Annotated in this window: 14 protein-coding genes; 3 read left to right on the plus strand and 11 right to left on the minus strand. The window is 43.5% G+C overall.

Translation table 11 applies throughout. The features are described from left to right. Window positions 1-241: 241 nt before the first annotated feature. The 4 genes from F6K64_RS05155 to F6K64_RS05170 form a co-directional block, all read right to left on the minus strand. Window positions 242-3,238: a methyl-accepting chemotaxis protein gene (locus F6K64_RS05155; protein ID WP_008186491.1), complete on the minus strand. Its 2,997-nt coding sequence runs from the start codon at window positions 3,236-3,238 to the stop codon at window positions 242-244. A gap of 193 nt (window positions 3,239-3,431) precedes the next feature. Beyond that, window positions 3,432-3,977, minus strand: coding sequence for a chemotaxis protein CheW (locus tag F6K64_RS05160; protein ID WP_008186493.1), 546 nt, complete (start codon window positions 3,975-3,977; stop codon window positions 3,432-3,434). 29 nt (window positions 3,978-4,006) lie between these two features. Then, a complete protein-coding gene (locus F6K64_RS05165) occupies window positions 4,007-4,372 on the minus strand; it encodes a response regulator transcription factor (RefSeq protein WP_008186495.1) in 366 nt (121 codons plus the stop codon). Window positions 4,373-4,464: 92 nt separating this feature from the next. Next, a complete protein-coding gene (locus tag F6K64_RS05170) occupies window positions 4,465-5,679 on the minus strand; it encodes a response regulator (RefSeq protein WP_008186497.1) in 1,215 nt (404 codons plus the stop codon). A gap of 5 nt (window positions 5,680-5,684) precedes the next feature. Between F6K64_RS05170 and F6K64_RS05175 the strand changes: the two genes are divergently transcribed. Together F6K64_RS05175 and F6K64_RS05180 are read left to right on the plus strand one after the other, a co-directional pair. Further along, window positions 5,685-5,846, plus strand: coding sequence for a hypothetical protein (locus F6K64_RS05175; RefSeq protein WP_287251652.1), 162 nt, complete (start codon window positions 5,685-5,687; stop codon window positions 5,844-5,846). Between the two features lie 504 nt (window positions 5,847-6,350). Then, window positions 6,351-7,604, plus strand: a complete 1,254-nt coding sequence (locus F6K64_RS05180; protein ID WP_008186500.1) for an FtsX-like permease family protein — start codon at window positions 6,351-6,353, stop codon at window positions 7,602-7,604. Window positions 7,605-7,882: 278 nt separating this feature from the next. Here the strand turns inward: F6K64_RS05180 and F6K64_RS05185 are convergent, their stop codons facing one another. The 7 genes from F6K64_RS05185 to F6K64_RS05215 form a co-directional block, all read right to left on the minus strand. Further along, window positions 7,883-8,014, minus strand: a complete 132-nt coding sequence (locus tag F6K64_RS05185) for a hypothetical protein (RefSeq protein ID WP_287251651.1) — start codon at window positions 8,012-8,014, stop codon at window positions 7,883-7,885. A 333-nt stretch (window positions 8,015-8,347) separates the two neighbouring features. Further along, entirely contained in the window at window positions 8,348-9,697 is a 1,350-nt protein-coding gene (locus F6K64_RS05190) for a helix-turn-helix transcriptional regulator (protein WP_008186501.1), read from the minus strand. A 639-nt stretch (window positions 9,698-10,336) separates the two neighbouring features. Further along, the gene (locus F6K64_RS05195) at window positions 10,337-10,483 is read right to left on the minus strand and encodes a hypothetical protein (RefSeq protein WP_008186502.1); all 147 of its coding nucleotides are present in this window, start codon (window positions 10,481-10,483) and stop codon (window positions 10,337-10,339) included. A 528-nt stretch (window positions 10,484-11,011) separates the two neighbouring features. Beyond that, window positions 11,012-11,590, minus strand: coding sequence for a hypothetical protein (locus F6K64_RS05200; protein WP_044493852.1), 579 nt, complete (start codon window positions 11,588-11,590; stop codon window positions 11,012-11,014). A 335-nt stretch (window positions 11,591-11,925) separates the two neighbouring features. Continuing rightward, on the minus strand, window positions 11,926-13,197 hold the full coding sequence (ftsZ, locus tag F6K64_RS05205; RefSeq protein ID WP_008186504.1) for a cell division protein FtsZ: 1,272 nt from the start codon (window positions 13,195-13,197) through the stop codon (window positions 11,926-11,928). Window positions 13,198-13,416: 219 nt separating this feature from the next. Further along, window positions 13,417-14,259, minus strand: a complete 843-nt coding sequence (locus F6K64_RS05210) for a cell division protein FtsQ/DivIB (RefSeq protein ID WP_008186505.1) — start codon at window positions 14,257-14,259, stop codon at window positions 13,417-13,419. Window positions 14,260-14,287: 28 nt separating this feature from the next. After that, window positions 14,288-14,440: a hypothetical protein gene (locus F6K64_RS05215; RefSeq protein ID WP_154659848.1), complete on the minus strand. Its 153-nt coding sequence runs from the start codon at window positions 14,438-14,440 to the stop codon at window positions 14,288-14,290. A gap of 252 nt (window positions 14,441-14,692) precedes the next feature. Here F6K64_RS05215 and F6K64_RS05220 point away from each other — a divergent pair, with 252 nt between their 5' ends. Continuing rightward, window positions 14,693-16,012 carry a P-loop NTPase fold protein gene (locus F6K64_RS05220; protein ID WP_008186506.1) on the plus strand — a complete coding sequence of 440 codons (1,320 nt, stop codon included), beginning with the start codon at window positions 14,693-14,695 and terminating at the stop codon, window positions 16,010-16,012. The last annotated feature ends 532 nt before the right edge of the window (window positions 16,013-16,544 follow it).

Here is a 16,544-nt window from a genome sequence, read left to right on the forward strand (position 1 = left end):
GTAGTTTATCCTTGTCAAGACGTCCAGGATTTGGACATCGCTGCCACCATTGCCTAACTCGGGGTGACTGAAAAATTTCAGGAGTTACAGCCATATAATTTCCAGTCAATATTGTTGAGATCACAGTTGCTTTGAAAATGGCAATTAAGAATTAAAAATTAAAAATTAAAAATTAAAAATTAAAAATTAAAAATTAAAAATTAAAAATTAAAAATTAAAAATTAAAAATTGACTAAGAACACTAACTCACCTTGAACTTGCCTACACTATCTTGCAGTTGCTCGGCAACTGTAAGCAGTTGTTTAAAAGAGTGGGATACCTGCAACGCTTCTATGGAGGTATGATTAGCGATCGCTGCCACATTAGTCATAGTCTGAGTCACTGAAACGCTTGTTTGAGTTTGCTCAACAGTTACGGTAGCGATCGCTTCGACCAACTCATTAATCTTGACCATTACTTCAGTGATTTGATTCAAACTCTGCCTGGTGTCATCCACCAGTTTTGTGCCTCCTACCACTTGTTCAGTACCAGCTTCCATGGCAGCTACCACCTCATTGGTTTCCATCTGGATTTGTGCCACAATTTTTTCGATTTCTGCCGTTGCTTCTGCTGATTGATGGGCTAAGGCTCGCACTTCATCAGCAACCACCGCAAAGCCTCGACCTTCTTCCCCAGCACGAGCTGCCTCAATAGAAGCATTTAAGGCTAGCAAGTTGGTTTGAGCTGCAAAGTTACTAATCAGGTTAACTACTTTAGAAATCTTTTGGGACGATTCCCCAAGACGTTTGACCTTCTTGGCAGTGCTGCCTACAGTTTCCCGAATCGCCATAAAGCCTTCCACAGTGCGGTTCATAGCAGTATCCCCAGCTTCGACTGTCTGAGCCGCTTGTTTGACTGCAGCTTCAGCTTCAGAGGCTCTGGCAGCCACAGCTTGAGTTGAAGTCGTCATGTCTTGAATTCGTTGTAAGGCTGCAGTAATTTCCTCCGACTGTCGCAAGGCTTCTGTGGATAGTTCTCGAATCGCTGCTTCATCTTGAGTAGTGGTGGTGGTAACTTGCTTGGTTGCCTGTTGCACTTGCACCACAAGTTTGCGCAAGCTTTCAATGGTAGCGTTGTAGGAATCAGCAACAGTTCCCAATTCATCGGCGGTTACACGGGCACGGATCGAGAGGTCTCCTTTACTAACTGGGTCTACTTCCATCAGCAATTCCAGTGCTCGTTTTTGAAGCTGCTCTTTAGCCGTCCGTTGCTCGGCTTCAGCAATTCTTTGCCGTTCCAAGAGGTTGATCCGGTCAAGGGTTACTCCCACTTGGTTAGCTACTTGGGTTAAGAAATCGATTTCTGAGGCTTGCCAGGTCCGAGGTTCACTGCATTGGTGAGCAATTAATAAGCCTAAGAGTTCCCCTTCAACGAGAATCGGGGTAACTAAATTGGCTTTGACCGCAAAGGGTTCTAACTGTTTCAGGTGACACCGGTTCAGACCAGCTTCATAAATATTGGGTGTTGCCTTAACTCGACCTTGGATGTACTTATCCACGTAATTCTTTGCAAAGCAAGGGTCAGCAATTTCCGCACCGAGAGCCTGGGGCCAACCCGCAGCCAGGGATTCAGCAATGACAGTACCTTTCCCATTGGGGTCAAAGCGATAGACAACCACTCGATCCGCATCCAGCCCTTGTCGGCTCCCTCGCACTACCATATCCAGGATCTCTTGGAGGTCAAGGGCTTGAGTTAGCTGAATCGTAATGTCTTTCAGTTGCTTAGCACGCTTAGCCTCAAGGCTTTGGTCTTGTACCAGAAGTTTAATCCGGGCTACTAGTTTATTAAAGGTGTGAGCCAGGGTTTGGGTTTCTGCGGTACCACTCGGTTGAGCAATCGCATCTAAATTACCCGCAGCCACCTCCTTGGCTGTATCAGACAATTGACTTAGAGGAGCAGATAGGCGGCGGGATAAAAGCAGAACAACTACCAGAATCACTGCTCCCAAGGCTAGGGCTATAAAGACAAACGCTAAGATTAACTCATTACCAGCGTTTTGCTGTTCTGATTTGTCCACGGAAGCAACGGATACCCAATCCGTTTGTGGGTTAGTCACAATGGTATAGAACTTATCTTTATAGAGGAAGTAAACAATTTTTACCTGCTTTCCCGTTTTATTCGTATAGGTCGAAAGTCTTGCTTCCTTTAGTGAATACTTAGCTTTGAAGCGATTGAAGTCTTGCTTAGTATTAATAGTTAGCTGGGTCGGTGCCTGGACTAAAAACTTAGCAATTTCCCAAACTGCTTCACCTCCAATGATCTCCTCCTCATCCAGACTACCTTCAGGGGTGAGGGTACTAATTACCATGCCTTGGCTAGTGTCTATCAGCTGCACTTGTTGGGAACCCATCAATCCGATATGTTCTAGATAAGGGAACAGTTGCTCTAATTGATTCATGGGTAGCACAGCTTTAATCACCCCAAGAAATTCTCCTGATTGAGGATCCTTGATTGCCTGAGCTAGATCAAAACCAAAGACATTAGCTGAATCATCAAAGTCTAGTTCACTGACCCAACGCCCTTGACGCTTGGCTTGTTGCCACCAGTCTTCATCCCTTTGCACAAAGTCAGAGGTGAGATTACTATAAGCAATGTTGTACCCATAGCGGTCAGTGACAAATAATTCCCCTAGACCTACATCCTTGACGATTTTCTTTAAGTAACTATTGAGTTGTGGATTGGGTTGGAGGAGCTTTGTGTTTTGAAAACGTAATTCAATCTCGTGAATAGCCAGTTTCTGAAGTTCTTGCTGTTCTGCGGTTTTGCTACCAGCATGAGCTGCCTTGATGACTAAAGGATTACTAGCTAATAAGGTTGGTACGGTAAAGGTATCCTTAATCAGTTGGCTAGCTGCTTCACCAGCAATTAGAGCTTGCTCCTGCTGCTGTAATTTATTTCGCTCTTTGTCATGGTCGTGAACAATTCTGTAACTTACTAGACTAGCCAGAGTCAGAGGAATCAATACCGTTGGCATAATCGTTGTCAACAACTGGCGGCTGAGAGTATTTTTATTCTTCTGATTTTTTTTTTCAGTTTTAACCAGTTCCAGAAGCTGATCTCCTGGGTTGATATCTTGGTCTGGCAAATGGTTTACCTCGGTATCAGTTTCTGTTAACTCTTGAACAACCCGCAATTTAACGTTAGGAATAGTTGACTCAGGCAAGAGTGTCTTAACCAGCGCCTTTTGGGATTTTACCATATCATTATTATTTGTATTGTTGGCATTATTATTATAATGAAAAGTATTCGTTTATTTTTTATAAAACACTTATTTTTTATCCCAGTATTTTTTTTATTACCGTTATAAGTAATTAACGAATCATCATCTATAATTAGTTGTGATGATTGATTATGGAATAATACGTTCAGGTTACCGTCGCTGAATAGTAGGATTAAAACTTGGTATCAAAAATTAGTTTGCCATCAAAAACTACTAGCATTTCACCACCATGTTTCAGCCAATATCCCTGTAAAAACTTTGCCAATTCAGGATTCAGGCTTGATGATGGCAGAGGTTGAATCAAATCGGGATTGCACCATTCAATGTCCTCTACCCGGTTGACGACCAACCCTAGCATTTGGTTGTATTTAATGGACTTAGGATCATGAGACTGGATATGCAACACTAAGGAGGTGTAGTGTGATGTATTTACCGGTTGCTGATGCCAAGGAGTTAGTCCGACAATGTGTCCGAGATCGACCATCCAAAGAACTTCACCCCGCCAGTTGTAAACACCCATCACCCAAGGTGGCATATGGGCAATTGGAATAATTTGACCAACAGCAATGGTCAGCACTTCAGTCAGCTGATTAATTGGCATTAAAGCAGTAGTATCAGGTACCAGATGAAACCGCAGAAACTGCTGTCTAATTTCATTCGCAGCAGTTTCAGTGGCTGATGACGGGGAAGCTAATGCTGGGACAAACTTGGATACCATGATGATCTCTCTTTCTTTATAGCTCAGATTTAGCCCTTGACCAGTTGGTTAATGATTTTTAGGAGTTCTGCGTTATCAACAGGTTTATACAGGTAAGCATCTGCTCCCTGCTTCAACGCCCAAAATTTATCCATTTCAGTATCTTTGGTGGAGCAGATTATCACAGGTATTTGGCTTGTCTTAGCTTCATTTTTAAGGGTTCGACAAATTTCAAAACCACTGCGATCCGGAAGGACAACATCAAGGACAATCAAATCCAGCTGATTACTGCTAATTTTTTCTAGGGCTTCTGAGCCATTATGGGCAGTTAATACATTAAACCCATTTTCCTTGAGATAACCTCTGAAAATTTCTAGATCAGTTAATGAATCTTCAACAATTAATGCGGTAACCATTTTTATCCGATTTAAATAACTCTAAAATTATAATCAAGTAAGCAAGTGTTTAAACATATTTTTTTGTAAACACTTAAATTTCGGCTATCTAGTCAATTATAATTAACTTGTTTAAGATGTTTAATGATAACGCTCAATACTTCTTCAGGATTGATGGGTTTACTCATAAAATCTGAGGAGCCAACCATCTTCGCTCTCACACGGTCGATGATGCCGTCGTTACCGGTCAAAATTACGATCGGAGTATTGCGGAAAAAGGAGAGCCTGCGCAATTGACCGCAAATTTCATAGCCATTAGCATTGGGCATGACCAGATCTAAAAATATCAACTCTGGCTTAGTAGCTAACAAAGTAGCGATCGCCCTAAGTGCATCATTAATAGCCACAAAGCGATAGCCTTCTGAGGTAAGAATTTTTTCCATGCTTTGGCAGATCAGGGGACTATCATCCACACATGCAATCAAAGGTTTCTGCTCAGGTACAATTTTGACCGATGTTTCGTTCGGAGGTAGTGAAACTGGAGCAGGTAAATCCGGAATATCTATCAGTTCCACTAATCCTGATTGCAGGTGAGGCAGAATGGAGAGAGTAACTGCCCTAGCATCCCGTTTCATTAGTATGGCCAAGTCTCGTAGGGTATATTGTCCATTCAACAGCTTGGTCATAGTTTGATAAGCCTGAGGGGATGTTTTAACTCTCAGTTGTTCGGGCTGCCTGATAATTGGTGCCCGATTAGGGCAGCGGTCTGCTACACGAGCACTTTGCCAAGCTTCCCAAAGTTCATCAGCTTCATGGATGACTTGCTCTGCGTCAATCAAGACCAGTGGTTTAAAGAATGATGATAATGATGATGAGGAATCTGGTTTGATTTGATAGGTGATCTGCATGCCTTGGGTAACATCAAAAAGTATTTCTACCATGACAGACTGAATCATTTTGATAGCTTGATCACGGGTAACCTTGTGCAGATCTACCCATAGGCATAGTAAATGATAGTCCCAACAGACATTGACATCTTCCCAATTGGTATTAGCTAGATCCTCTTGCAGTGATGAAAGCTGAGCAGATGTCTGAGGACAGTGAATGAGTAGGTTTCTACGCCACCGTCTCACTGGATGAGTCCCTCCGGTAGCATACATGAGGCGACCCATATAAATGTGAAATATCCATTCTTGTTTACTAGGATCACTAAGAATGAGTTGACCGCTAAACCGAGGCTGCTTCAAAATTTCAAACAACCCAGCTTGTTTGACGGAAGTAAACTCTTTGATTGGAATTAGAGGATAATTTTGTTCTATCGCCATCATTGCCTTTGGTTTACCTGATTGCCGTTGTCAGCAAAACTGATTGTCCTAGTGCTGCCATTACCGGAATAATTTGCGGATTGGGAAGAGGCTTTCTTAACCATAGGCAAGAAAAAACACCGGGAACAGTTAAAGACTTTCACCGAGATGCACAAGTAACCTATGATTGATCAGGTAACTGCTAGCTCAATGCTACAGAATTTTATGAGGTTGATGTATCCGTGAGTTTACACAAATTACACGATATAGACTATGGGGTATTTACCCATTGACCGAAGTTTTTGATTATTTATGACCTTCTATGCCAGAAAACTACTGAAATGTATGACTCTTGCCACTGAGCCATGTTGCCATCTTGGCAGGGATTTACAAAAATTTACTGGTTAGTTAATGTTAGTTAATTAAAAGTCTATGAGTTACACTGGCTTTATGACTTTGACTGTAAGCATTCAGAAGAACGCGCTACACCCATGAAACCCTTGCCCTATTAATTTCTGGAAGCTTTTTAAATCAAGAGAGTATGCCCATGGAATAGTTTTCGTGGCTGGCGCTTGCGATCAGGTCTTCTTCGAACCCAAGGTTGGGAGAAATAACAATGACCAAAAACCCACACCTTACAATTTCTATGCTCTCGCACGTGATATTACTTAAAAGTTCTCTCGGCATGATCTTCTATGGTCTCTATTGCTCGCAAAAACCTCTGGGCAGACATCCCTCGCTTTCTGGTGGCTCAAGCAGGAATTATGTTTGCCGTTAGCCTAGTCACCATCCAAACTGGTATACTCAACGGGTTCACTCGCTCTACAGTTCTTCTGATTGAGGGGTCGGAGGCAGATATATGGGTAAGTTCTGAGCGAATGGTTCAGTTTGAGCTAACCGAGCCACTTTTAAAGAATCAGCTGGATCAAGCCCAACGAGTCAAAGGTGTGGAGCGAGCAGAAGCACTACTCATGGGGTCAGGTCGATGGCGTCCTCTTAAGGGAGATACCAGTCCTGTTACGTTGATTGGATTTGACCTAGGGGGAACACTGTTCCAACCCGGAAAAATCACTCGGGGTAGACTGAAGACCCTTAAGGAGCCTTATACCATTATGGTGGATCAAAGCAGATTACCGACGCTCAATGTGAAAGATATCGGTGATACCGCTACGGTTAATTTCTTGCCTGCTCGATTGGTCGGCTTAACCACAGATAGTCAATCCCTTGTAGCTAGCCCATTCTTATTTACTTCCTTAGAAAATGCCAATACCTATATCAACACCAGCTATACCTCTAAGCTTAACTGCACTGTAGAATCTTCAGATAATTTGCAGTGTACCACTATTTACGAAAAGTCAAAGTCTTTGAATAAGTCTGATGAGTCGGAGATTCCTGAACCTACACCTTTGAGCCTAACAGACCCCATTACCTATATCATGGTAAAGGCTAAACTAGGTCAGGATCTTGAGGAACTCAAGCAGAATTTAGACGCTGCTTTACCCGGGACTCGTGCTTATACGAAGGTTGAGATGGCACGCAAGACCCGAAATTACTGGCAGGTGCGAACAGGTCTTGGTTTTGTATTGGGTCTAGGTGCTGTTGTGGGAGTGATTGTTGGCATGGTAGTTGTCACTCAGATTCTCTACGCCTCGGTTTCTGACCATATCAAAGAGTTTGGTACCCTAAAGGCGATGGGCGCACCGGACCGGTTTATTTATAGTGTTATTGTGGAACAAGCATTGTGGATGGCTGTTCTTGGTTATGTGCCTGGTATGCTCCTTTGCTGGGGGTTGAGTGTATGGGTTAAATCAAAAGGAATTATTCTTTTAATCACACCATTATCTGCCACAGGTGTTTTTGGCATAACTGTGGTAATGTGTGTAACTTCGGGTTTGTTCGCTATCCAAAAGGTGACTCGTATTGATCCAGCTATTGTATTTAAAGCATAGAAACCTTTTTGAGTCAATCCCTTCGCGACCATTCAAAATTATCAATTCAAAATTCAAAAATACCCCCCGAATTCATTCGTGGGGGTAGAACATCGGGAGCAGGTCAAAGAAGCCGAACAAATGAACTACTTGACAAAAAAACAAAAATTATGTTAATAAGCCGGTATTAGTTGCAGAACAGATCAACTATGTACCATATGAGCAAGCAATTACCCATGAGGGGGCTATAGTAATGGTAAAAATATTCGGCATTTCTGACATGCTCCCCCTATTACCTATTACCCATTACCTATTACCCATTCCCCATTCCCCATTCCCCATTCCCCATTCCCCATTCCCCATTCCCCAGATAAGCGTACTAATGTTGCTGCATAAGTGACATGCTCCCTCGAACATCGCTTCGCTGCCATTCAAAATTATCAATTCAAAATTCAAAAATACCCCATAAATTAATTAAGGTGCTGGTATTAGGTGTCAACAATTCAAAATTAGAAAGCTATTCATTTTGAATTTTGAATTTGGCATCTTTAATTCAAAAATGGTCAGATCATTTCTAGTTTAATACTTATCAGTACTTATCATTATTTGTTGTTAATTGTAAATTGTTAATTGACCCTTGACCATTAACAATTTAAAACTAACTACTTACCTGAATACGAATTGATTAACTGGACTCGATATCACCCAGTTCTAAAATTGAACTATTAATAGTTTAAAAAATTTAGTAAACTGGGATATTATGACTATTCTCGCTCAGCAATTAATTGGTTAGTCACTTCCATGACTGCAGGAGGCAAGGTGAACCCACCTTCAGATTTCTCCACTAGGGATCGCTGTCTCAAGGAGGCCAGAGCCCTGAGTAATTCCTGAGGCGATATCTCCAGTAATTCATCCTGTAATTGAGTTAGGATTACAGGTTCTTTGTGACTAGCCATGGTATATATAATTTTATGTTCCAAATCTGATAACCGATCTAAGATTTCTTCGATAAAGTCACTAACGTCATGGGTAAATAGGGTAGTTGCCAAAAAATCGGTCACACTGCCATCAAAAACTTCTTTGATGGTTATGGCAACAAGTTTTAACATCAAGGGATTCCCACGATACCCCTTAATTAAATAGTCCCAGTTTTTCTGCCCAGACAATCCTTTTTCCTGCAAAATATATTGCGCGGCTTCCCCTAAACCTTCAAGTTTTAAGGAACGCACAGGTGAAGTCTCTCCTTCAAGTAACGAAATTTCGCTGAGTTTCTCCTGACTGGTAATCAACAAACAGCTTTGATGGGGTTCTTCTCCCCAGCGTCTGATCAATTCACCATAGCCTTCATACCCTTCTCGGTAGATGCCGGCAAGTGTACCAATCTGTAGAATAGATTCGGCACCGTTGAGGACTATCAAACAACGGTGTTGGCGGCAGTACTCAATTAGTTGGGAGATAAGCTCCTTGGTAGTTTGAGAACTAGGGACTGGGTTTAACCCTCCTGCTGTTTCATATCCTACAGTTTCTAGGGGCCCAGATAAAGATTGGAGCAGTGCTGCTAGGATATCCTCTAACCGTGGTGCCTGACGTAAGGAACGCCATACCACATACTTGAACTGATCCTGAATTTGTTTAGCCAGCTTCACTGACAAGGTGGTTTTACCAATCCCTGCCATACCCTGTAGTGCCACCAAGCGGCAACGATCTTTAACAATCCATGTTTCTAACTGGCGTAGTTCTTCAGTGCGACCATAGAAAACAGAAACATCTGGTGCCTCACCCCAATCCATGTGCTTGGGGTTTGAGGATTGGACAGTAGAGATAGGGGTATAGCTTCTGCAGTTAGAGGAGATATCCTGGGTTTCTAGATGAGTCTGATAGCGATTGACCAGCAGCTGTTGCAGTTTGGTTAGCTTTACAGGCCCTGTACCCGATATAGGAAACTTTTTGTAGACCTCGCTGAGTCTTTTGCGCACTGCATGTTCACTAATGTTGAGGATGTTTGCGATCGCGTTTGTCGATTGACCCTCCATCGCCAAAGCCACAACCTCCAGCTCGGCTTTAGATACACCGTGTTCATTTGCGATCGCTTTTAGAAAGTCATAGGGAATCACAGTTGCACGCTCATACTCATAGAAACCTGATAGTCCATTTTAAATCCTCTTTCTGAGAACTGCTTGCCATTTTGGTCATTGATATGAGTCTTACCTCCCAGTTGTGTCCCGATCAATTCAAACCCAACTCTGGCAGAAAGACTTTGTCAAACCCCTATGGTTGATGCATTTGCTGCCGGTTCGTGTTTCTTAAATCCATCACAGATGTAAGTCTGTTGGTCAGACCCTCCTCAAAAACTATGGCTAGGGATATCAACGAGGAGGGGTAACTTCAGTCATCATAGGAAGAACCTGAGTTCGACCTAACCCTGAAAGCCTTAATCTATCCTAGTCTCTGAAAGCCTGTATCCCTGCGCGTGATTTTTTCTGGAGTGTACCCTGATCTCGAACTCACGTGAACAGGGGACTCACAACCGACCTAGAATCGCTTGCTGTGTACTACCAGTTCTAGTTCCCGTTAAATACTCACTCTGCTAAAATTCATTGTTATGAGTTAAACATAACAATGAATTTTAACCTGAGTTCAACGTAACGCTGAAAGCCTTAATCTACCCTAGTTGCCCAAAGCTTATATCCCTGACTCTTTCGTGGAGCGATCGCTGATATCGAACTCAGGTTGAGCAGGTTTTTTGTTGCCCTTCACCACTGACTAATGACTGTGGACTTGATCTGAGTAAACAGATCTGTGATCAGCCAATGTTCTGGGCACAATTGACCCTGGCAAACCTTATAGACCTGGCCATTAACTGCTAAAAACCGATTTCCCTTGGCAGTAATGATCGTCATTTTCCAGTTAATGGTGCAATGGGGAAGCGAAAATAGCGTTAAATACAGCCGAGGTTTAGTAAAAGATTAGATTAGGCGGTTGACATCCTCACCGTCCTAGAAGAACGGTGATTCCTAAACCTCACGATTTGGTTTGGTGCTTCAATGCAACAGCCTCCACCCTAAGCGGGGTTTTATGGTCTTACGTTCGCGACCCAGACTATCCGGTGCAAGTCCTGCGGTTTTCATGTATCGAGAATTTCTGCGAAAAGTCTTGATGTACTTTTTGATTCGAGAGTTGGCCTTCCATTGCCCTGTCATCTTTTCCCGGTCTACCGATTTTGCTGCGCCGCCAGGTTACTGGACTTTGCTCGTATAGGCTGTCTGTTCGCGAAGCGTGACCTTTGGTCAATCCATCGTCTCGGGTGGGTCATTGACCATCTTTATGGTAACATCAAGCCGTCCTATAAGGACGGGGTTTCAGACCCAATTTTTTTGATGAATCTCAAAGAACCCGCCATAAATCGATTAATCAAGCAGCACAATGGTTCAACGATTACTATCTAGTATCGGTTTCACCACTAAAAAGCCAGCACCAAATGCGCTCAAGACAATTCCCAAGATGGCTATAACCAACACCCAGCCATTGACATAGGACACTGCCTCTGGCTGCGAACTTCGCAGGGAGCGATTGTCTTGTTGTTCAATCACTAAAGTTTCTCGATAGGAAGAGGGAGGGGTTTGAGGTTTTATCTGAGGTGGGGAAAATTCACCCCCTGGGATAGTTGTAGCGGTGCGCTGGGATGGAATTGGTGGAGCTTGACGGGATTCCGGCTGCTTTACTGGCTGAGGTCGATGGACTTCAGCTGGACTCACTGGTTCTAAGGAATTGATCACCTGCTGTAGATGCAGAGCTGAATTAATAACTTTTTTAACTTCCTGTCGCAGCTGCTGGTGTTGTTTAACTAAATGCTGATTTTGAGAATGGAGAGAGTCCAACATCGCCTGTGTTGCTTGCAACTCAGCTGCTAGTTCCCGGTATACAGAAATTGGTACTGACGGACAGTATGTATTCGATTTGTTTGCCGATGTTGAACTAGGGTAACGATCGCTACTGGATTTGGGCATAGGGGGGTTGGTTCGGTGATTAGAAGTCATAAGTATAGCTAAACTTCATCCAAGGCAAGAATAGTTGAAATTTTAATCTGTGGGCAGCCCTTGTTGGCTCAAAGCTAGGGATATAGTCAACAAAAACTCCTGCTCCATAGTCTGGCTGATTCAGCCTATTGATAGTGATAACCGAAAAAAGTTTCCCATGGGTTCAGGCTCAGGAGCAATGTCTAGGGAAGTTTTCACGCCTAGTAGTAAAATCAGCAATTACCAAGGTGACCGACAACAGTCTTGCCTTGGCTATAGGTTGCTTTGCTTTACTTCCATGCCATCTGGTTTGTGCCAGTTTTTTTCTACTCCTTTGGTCCTCTAGGAAAACGACGCCGTTGCAGGAATTCTGGAATATCTAATCCTGGTCTACTCTTAGGCTCAACCTTGGGTGTAGGGGGCATCGGTGTAGGAGCAATCGGTCGGCGATTCAGGGGAGTTTCCACGGATTTAGGTGCAGACTGGGCTTCTCCGGTAAATCCCGTAGCAATCACAGTAATTCTAATTTCACCCTGGAGCTTATCATCAATTACTGCTCCAAAGATGATATTGGCATTGGGGTCAACCACTTCATAAACAGTTTCTGCTGCTGAATTCACTTCATGGAGGGTCAGATCACTGCCACCAGTAATATTTAAAACTACCCCTCTAGCCCCTTCAATAGAAGACTCCAGCAGAGGAGAAGAAATGGCAGCTACTGCTGCCTCTCTGGCTCGGGATTTTCCAGAACCCATCCCGATGCCCATCAGAGCCGAACCAGCATCTGCCATCACCGCTCGCACATCGGCAAAATCCACATTCACCAAGCCAGGAATAGTAATAATATCAGATATCCCTTGTACCCCCTGACGTAGGATATCATCAGCTACTTTAAATGCTTCTTGAACAGGAGTCTGTTCTGAAATCACTGACAAGAGTTTATTATTGGGAATAACAATTAGGGTATCGACTCGACTCCCCAGAGCGGCAATTCCTTCCTCGGCTTGGGAAGTACGGCGGCGTCCTTCAAAGGTAAATGGACGAGTGACCACTCCCACGGTTAAAGCACCCATCTCTTTAGCAACTTCTGCTACAATCGGGGCAGCTCCTGTACCAGTACCACCCCCCATCCCAGCAGTAATGAAAACCAGGTCAGTGTCTTCGAGAGCCTGGGCAATTTCCTCCCGGGATTCTTCAGCGGCTTTTTGACCAATGGCTGGGTTCCCTCCTGCTCCCAACCCTCGGGTCAACTTCTGCCCCATTTGTAAGCGTTGGGGGGCTGATGATTGGGCTAGTGCTTGAGCATCTGTGTTAATTGACCAGAACTCTACTCCACTGACATCACTGGCAATCATGCGGTTAACTGCGTTACCACCACCCCCGCCAACACCAATAACCTTGATTTTTGCAACGCTACCTGGCACGATATTGTCACTCCTAGTTTCTTCCCTGGGTATGCGATTAGAATCATAAGTTTGACCGAATTGTAATACAGAGTTACTAAAAGGATGTGTATTGTCGGATCCTAATGAAAGATCTGCTTCTGCGATGATTTTAGAACTTTGAGCAGCAAGCCCTAGTTGACTATTAAGCGTCATTGCAAGAGGTGAGGGTAAGTGTTTATCTTTATCTTTATAAGTTATATGTAGCAGTCTGAGTTAACTATAGAGTAAGTTGATTGAAAAACCAAAGACCCTGGCAACGGCTGGGTCTATACCCGATAACTGACCTGAAACAAAACATAGGTTGCTGGAAATATCGCCTCGGTTTAGCCGTCAGAGTAGGCCTCTACACTTGTCTGACCTTCTTAGTTATCCTTATTTAACTCGCGATTGCACACTGTCATGGTCTGTAATCATTTGAATCGATGGTAAGTCTGGGTTTTGCAGGTCAATGTAAGCTATTTTGCTCTTTTGTGTGCGCTTCGGCAATTCTCGCATCTGATCTAGAACTCTCAGTTGGGTGGGGAAGCTTTCACTGTAAGGACCTAAATGTACATTTCCTAACTCGGTTTTCAGAATTAAGTTGGCTGGATTTCGCCAATCGATCTCGAAAACTTTGACAGCCGAATGACTCACAGCTTGATAAACATCGAACCAGTAAGGGCGATAAACGGAATTTTGACCAATCACTTTCAAGTTCGGCAACTGCAGATTGGCCGAGAGTGGTTCGTAACTGCTCTTGGGGCTCCAGATCCCTTGCTCATCGACTAAACCCAACGTTGGGGTAGAGTTTTTAGTTTTTCTGGTTTGGGGCTTACTCTGCTCAGCAATAGCCACTGGTTGACGCTCTCTAATTTGTATTGTCAATCCTGGTGGTATGAGTTGACGGCTAACTAGAGCCGAAGCAATAGGAGCTTCAGATTCCAAAAACTCGGCAAGGACGTGGGGTTGTACTTGCAGTAAAGACTGGGGATAGGATAAAGGCAGCAGGGAGCGTATCGCTTCAGCAGAAAGCCAATAATTCCCTTGAATCTTGATTTGTTCTGGCTGACGAATCATCCAATCTGGTAAAGTTATTGCCCAGAGTAAACTTCCAGCGATACCGCCCACCAAAAGTGTACGCCAAATCTTTTGATAAAATTTAATGCGGCGTGTCCGTCGCAGTTGTTTGCGTCGATTAGACAATTGTGATTCAGAGACTGATGCGATGTTGCTCATCTACTACCGATCAATCGACAGAGTACATTTATGACTTGAAGTAAGCCTGACAATTGGCGTGTGGGCGTTTGCGCTGCGGCGCGATCGCTTCACGCCAATCTACCCAAAAATCTGGGGAACGACAAGGTTTGAACTTTGCAATTCCTGACTGAGCACCAAATACTTTTTTTAATTTAACCACTACTAGGTTCCCACGTTTTATACTTAACAGGTTCCATCAGCCTGATCGGAAAAGGCATTGGTGCCTAATCAGTCCTCTATAGTTAACTCATCCCACGTACCTTAGTCGTGGGATGGGTCAGTGATTAGGGATTAGTCTTTTACAAAAGACTAATTACTGGGGACGCTTTCTATCTCACCCTGTTGAAGGAGTGGGCTTTCTAACCGCCTTCTGTAAACCACAACCATCACCACAACGGTGGGAGGTTAATTTATGGAACTGCATCTACCAAGATTTTTCAAAGCGTGTAACCCAGCTAAAACCTTAGATATGGGTAATCCAGAAGACCATCCATACTATATCGATTTTTCCGCTGTCAGGGGAGGAAAGATTATCGAAGCTTTAGGACGAACCATTACCCGTCTGTCACCAGATGAACCGACCTGTCAATTGTTTACTGGTCATATTGGCTGTGGTAAGTCTACTGAGTTGTTAAGACTTAAAGCCGAGTTGGAAAAGCAGCAATTTCATGTTGTTTATTTTGAGTCCTCTCAAGACCTAGACATGGTGGATGTTGATGTCAGTGACATTTTACTGAGCATCGCTAGGTCAGTGTGCGAAAGCCTAGAAGCTATAAGCATACAGCTCAGACCCACTTACTTTAGTAAATTATTTAATGAAATCAAAGACTTTTTGCAAACTCCGATCGAGTTTTCAACAGAAGCCGAATTTTCCGTAGGCATTGCCAAGATTACAGCCAGAAGTAAAGACAGTCCTCAGCAACGCCAACTGCTACGACAGCACCTAGAACCCCGCACCCAAAGCATTTTGAATGCCATCAACGAAGAAATTTTACAATCAGCGATTCAGCAGCTGAAGTTGCTTGGCAAAAAGGGTTTGGTGGTGATTATTGATAATCTTGACCGAGTTGATAATCGCTCGATGGCTTCAGGTCGTTCCCAGCCAGAGTATCTGTTTATCGACCGTGGTACTCAGTTAAGGCGTTTGAACTGTCATGTAGTTTACACTCTACCCTTGTCCTTAATGTTCTCCAACGAGTACGAAACTCTCAAAAATCGAGTCGGTGGTGGTGTGGCTCCCAAAATTTTGCCCATGGTGCCCATACAGTTAAGGGATGGTCGTGACTATCCAGAAGGTATGGCACTGCTGCGACAGCTATTGCTAGCCCGAGCTTTTCCAATGGTTGATCCTCAACAGCGACTAAACCTGATTCCACTAGTATTTGATAGCCCAGAAACCCTTGACCGGATGTGTCGCATTAGTGGCGGTCATGTCCGTAACTTGTTAGGGTTGCTCTATAACTGTTTGCAACAGGAAGACCCGCCCTTTTCCACGAGTTGTTTAGAGGGTGTGATTAAGGGATACCGAGATGATTTGACTCTGGCTGTTGAAGATGAAGAGTGGAAGTTGCTATCTCAAGTCGTGCAACAGCAGTCCGTCAAGGGGGAACAAGAATATCAAACCTTGTTGCGCAGTATGTTTGTCTATGAATACCAAGATGAACAAGGGCGCTGGTTTGGGATTAACCCAGCGTTAGCAGAAACAGAAAAGTTTCGGTCTCTAGTTCTTTGACAAGGCTAAAATCCCTTGAGTTCCAAGGGATTTTGCCAGAGAAGGGGGTGTAGGGTCGTCAGGTTCAGGGTGCAAAGTTTGGGGTGTTCTGGAAAATTGAGATGGACTATTGATATCGAAATTAGAACTAAACCGAATTTATTAGTTTGCTCAGAACACTTTTGCTTATCATTTTTTTGTTACCTTACCTGTCAATCACCCTTTTCTTTTTGAGGGGGAACTTCAGTCTCAACCCTTGGTATGACATTAGTTTAGCCTTCAGGTTCACCCCCGTCAGGTAAGGTACATCCCCTCATGTATAACCTAGCACTTACCACCTACTACTTGGTTCAAAGGGACAAATTTTCTCCCTAATTGAGTTGAAAACTAATCTAGTCAGGACAACCGCAGCCTTTACAGGTAGAGCTGGGGGGGCGACGATATGGCTTGAAACGATTGATACGTCAAGAGTGTAACGATCTGTGATAGAAAAAGATAGGTCTCAAATTGTCAATAAGACCTATCTGTTGCAAATGTTACCCTTATTCTATCA

The organism is Moorena sp. SIO3A2, from assembly GCF_010672265.1.
Classification (GTDB): Bacteria; Cyanobacteriota; Cyanobacteriia; order Cyanobacteriales; family Coleofasciculaceae; genus Moorena; species Moorena producens.

Excerpts from the sequence above, each read along its gene's own strand:
- F6K64_RS05155 (WP_008186491.1), bottom strand. The coding sequence starts at position 3,238 with ATGGTAAAATCCCAAAAGGCGCTGGTTAAGACACTCTTGCCTGAGTCA.
- F6K64_RS05160 (WP_008186493.1), bottom strand. The coding sequence starts at position 3,977 with ATGGTATCCAAGTTTGTCCCAGCATTAGCTTCCCCGTCATCAGCCACT.
- F6K64_RS05165 (WP_008186495.1), bottom strand. The coding sequence starts at position 4,372 with ATGGTTACCGCATTAATTGTTGAAGATTCATTAACTGATCTAGAAATT.
- F6K64_RS05170 (WP_008186497.1), bottom strand. The coding sequence starts at position 5,679 with ATGATGGCGATAGAACAAAATTATCCTCTAATTCCAATCAAAGAGTTT.
- F6K64_RS05180 (WP_008186500.1), top strand. The coding sequence starts at position 6,351 with ATGGTCTCTATTGCTCGCAAAAACCTCTGGGCAGACATCCCTCGCTTT.
- F6K64_RS05185 (WP_287251651.1), bottom strand. The coding sequence starts at position 8,014 with ATGGCAGCGAAGCGATGTTCGAGGGAGCATGTCACTTATGCAGCAACA.
- F6K64_RS05195 (WP_008186502.1), bottom strand. The coding sequence starts at position 10,483 with ATGACGATCATTACTGCCAAGGGAAATCGGTTTTTAGCAGTTAATGGC.
- F6K64_RS05200 (WP_044493852.1), bottom strand. The coding sequence starts at position 11,590 with ATGCCCAAATCCAGTAGCGATCGTTACCCTAGTTCAACATCGGCAAAC.
- ftsZ (WP_008186504.1), bottom strand. The coding sequence starts at position 13,197 with ATGACGCTTAATAGTCAACTAGGGCTTGCTGCTCAAAGTTCTAAAATC.
- F6K64_RS05210 (WP_008186505.1), bottom strand. The coding sequence starts at position 14,259 with ATGAGCAACATCGCATCAGTCTCTGAATCACAATTGTCTAATCGACGC.
- F6K64_RS05220 (WP_008186506.1), top strand. The coding sequence starts at position 14,693 with ATGGAACTGCATCTACCAAGATTTTTCAAAGCGTGTAACCCAGCTAAA.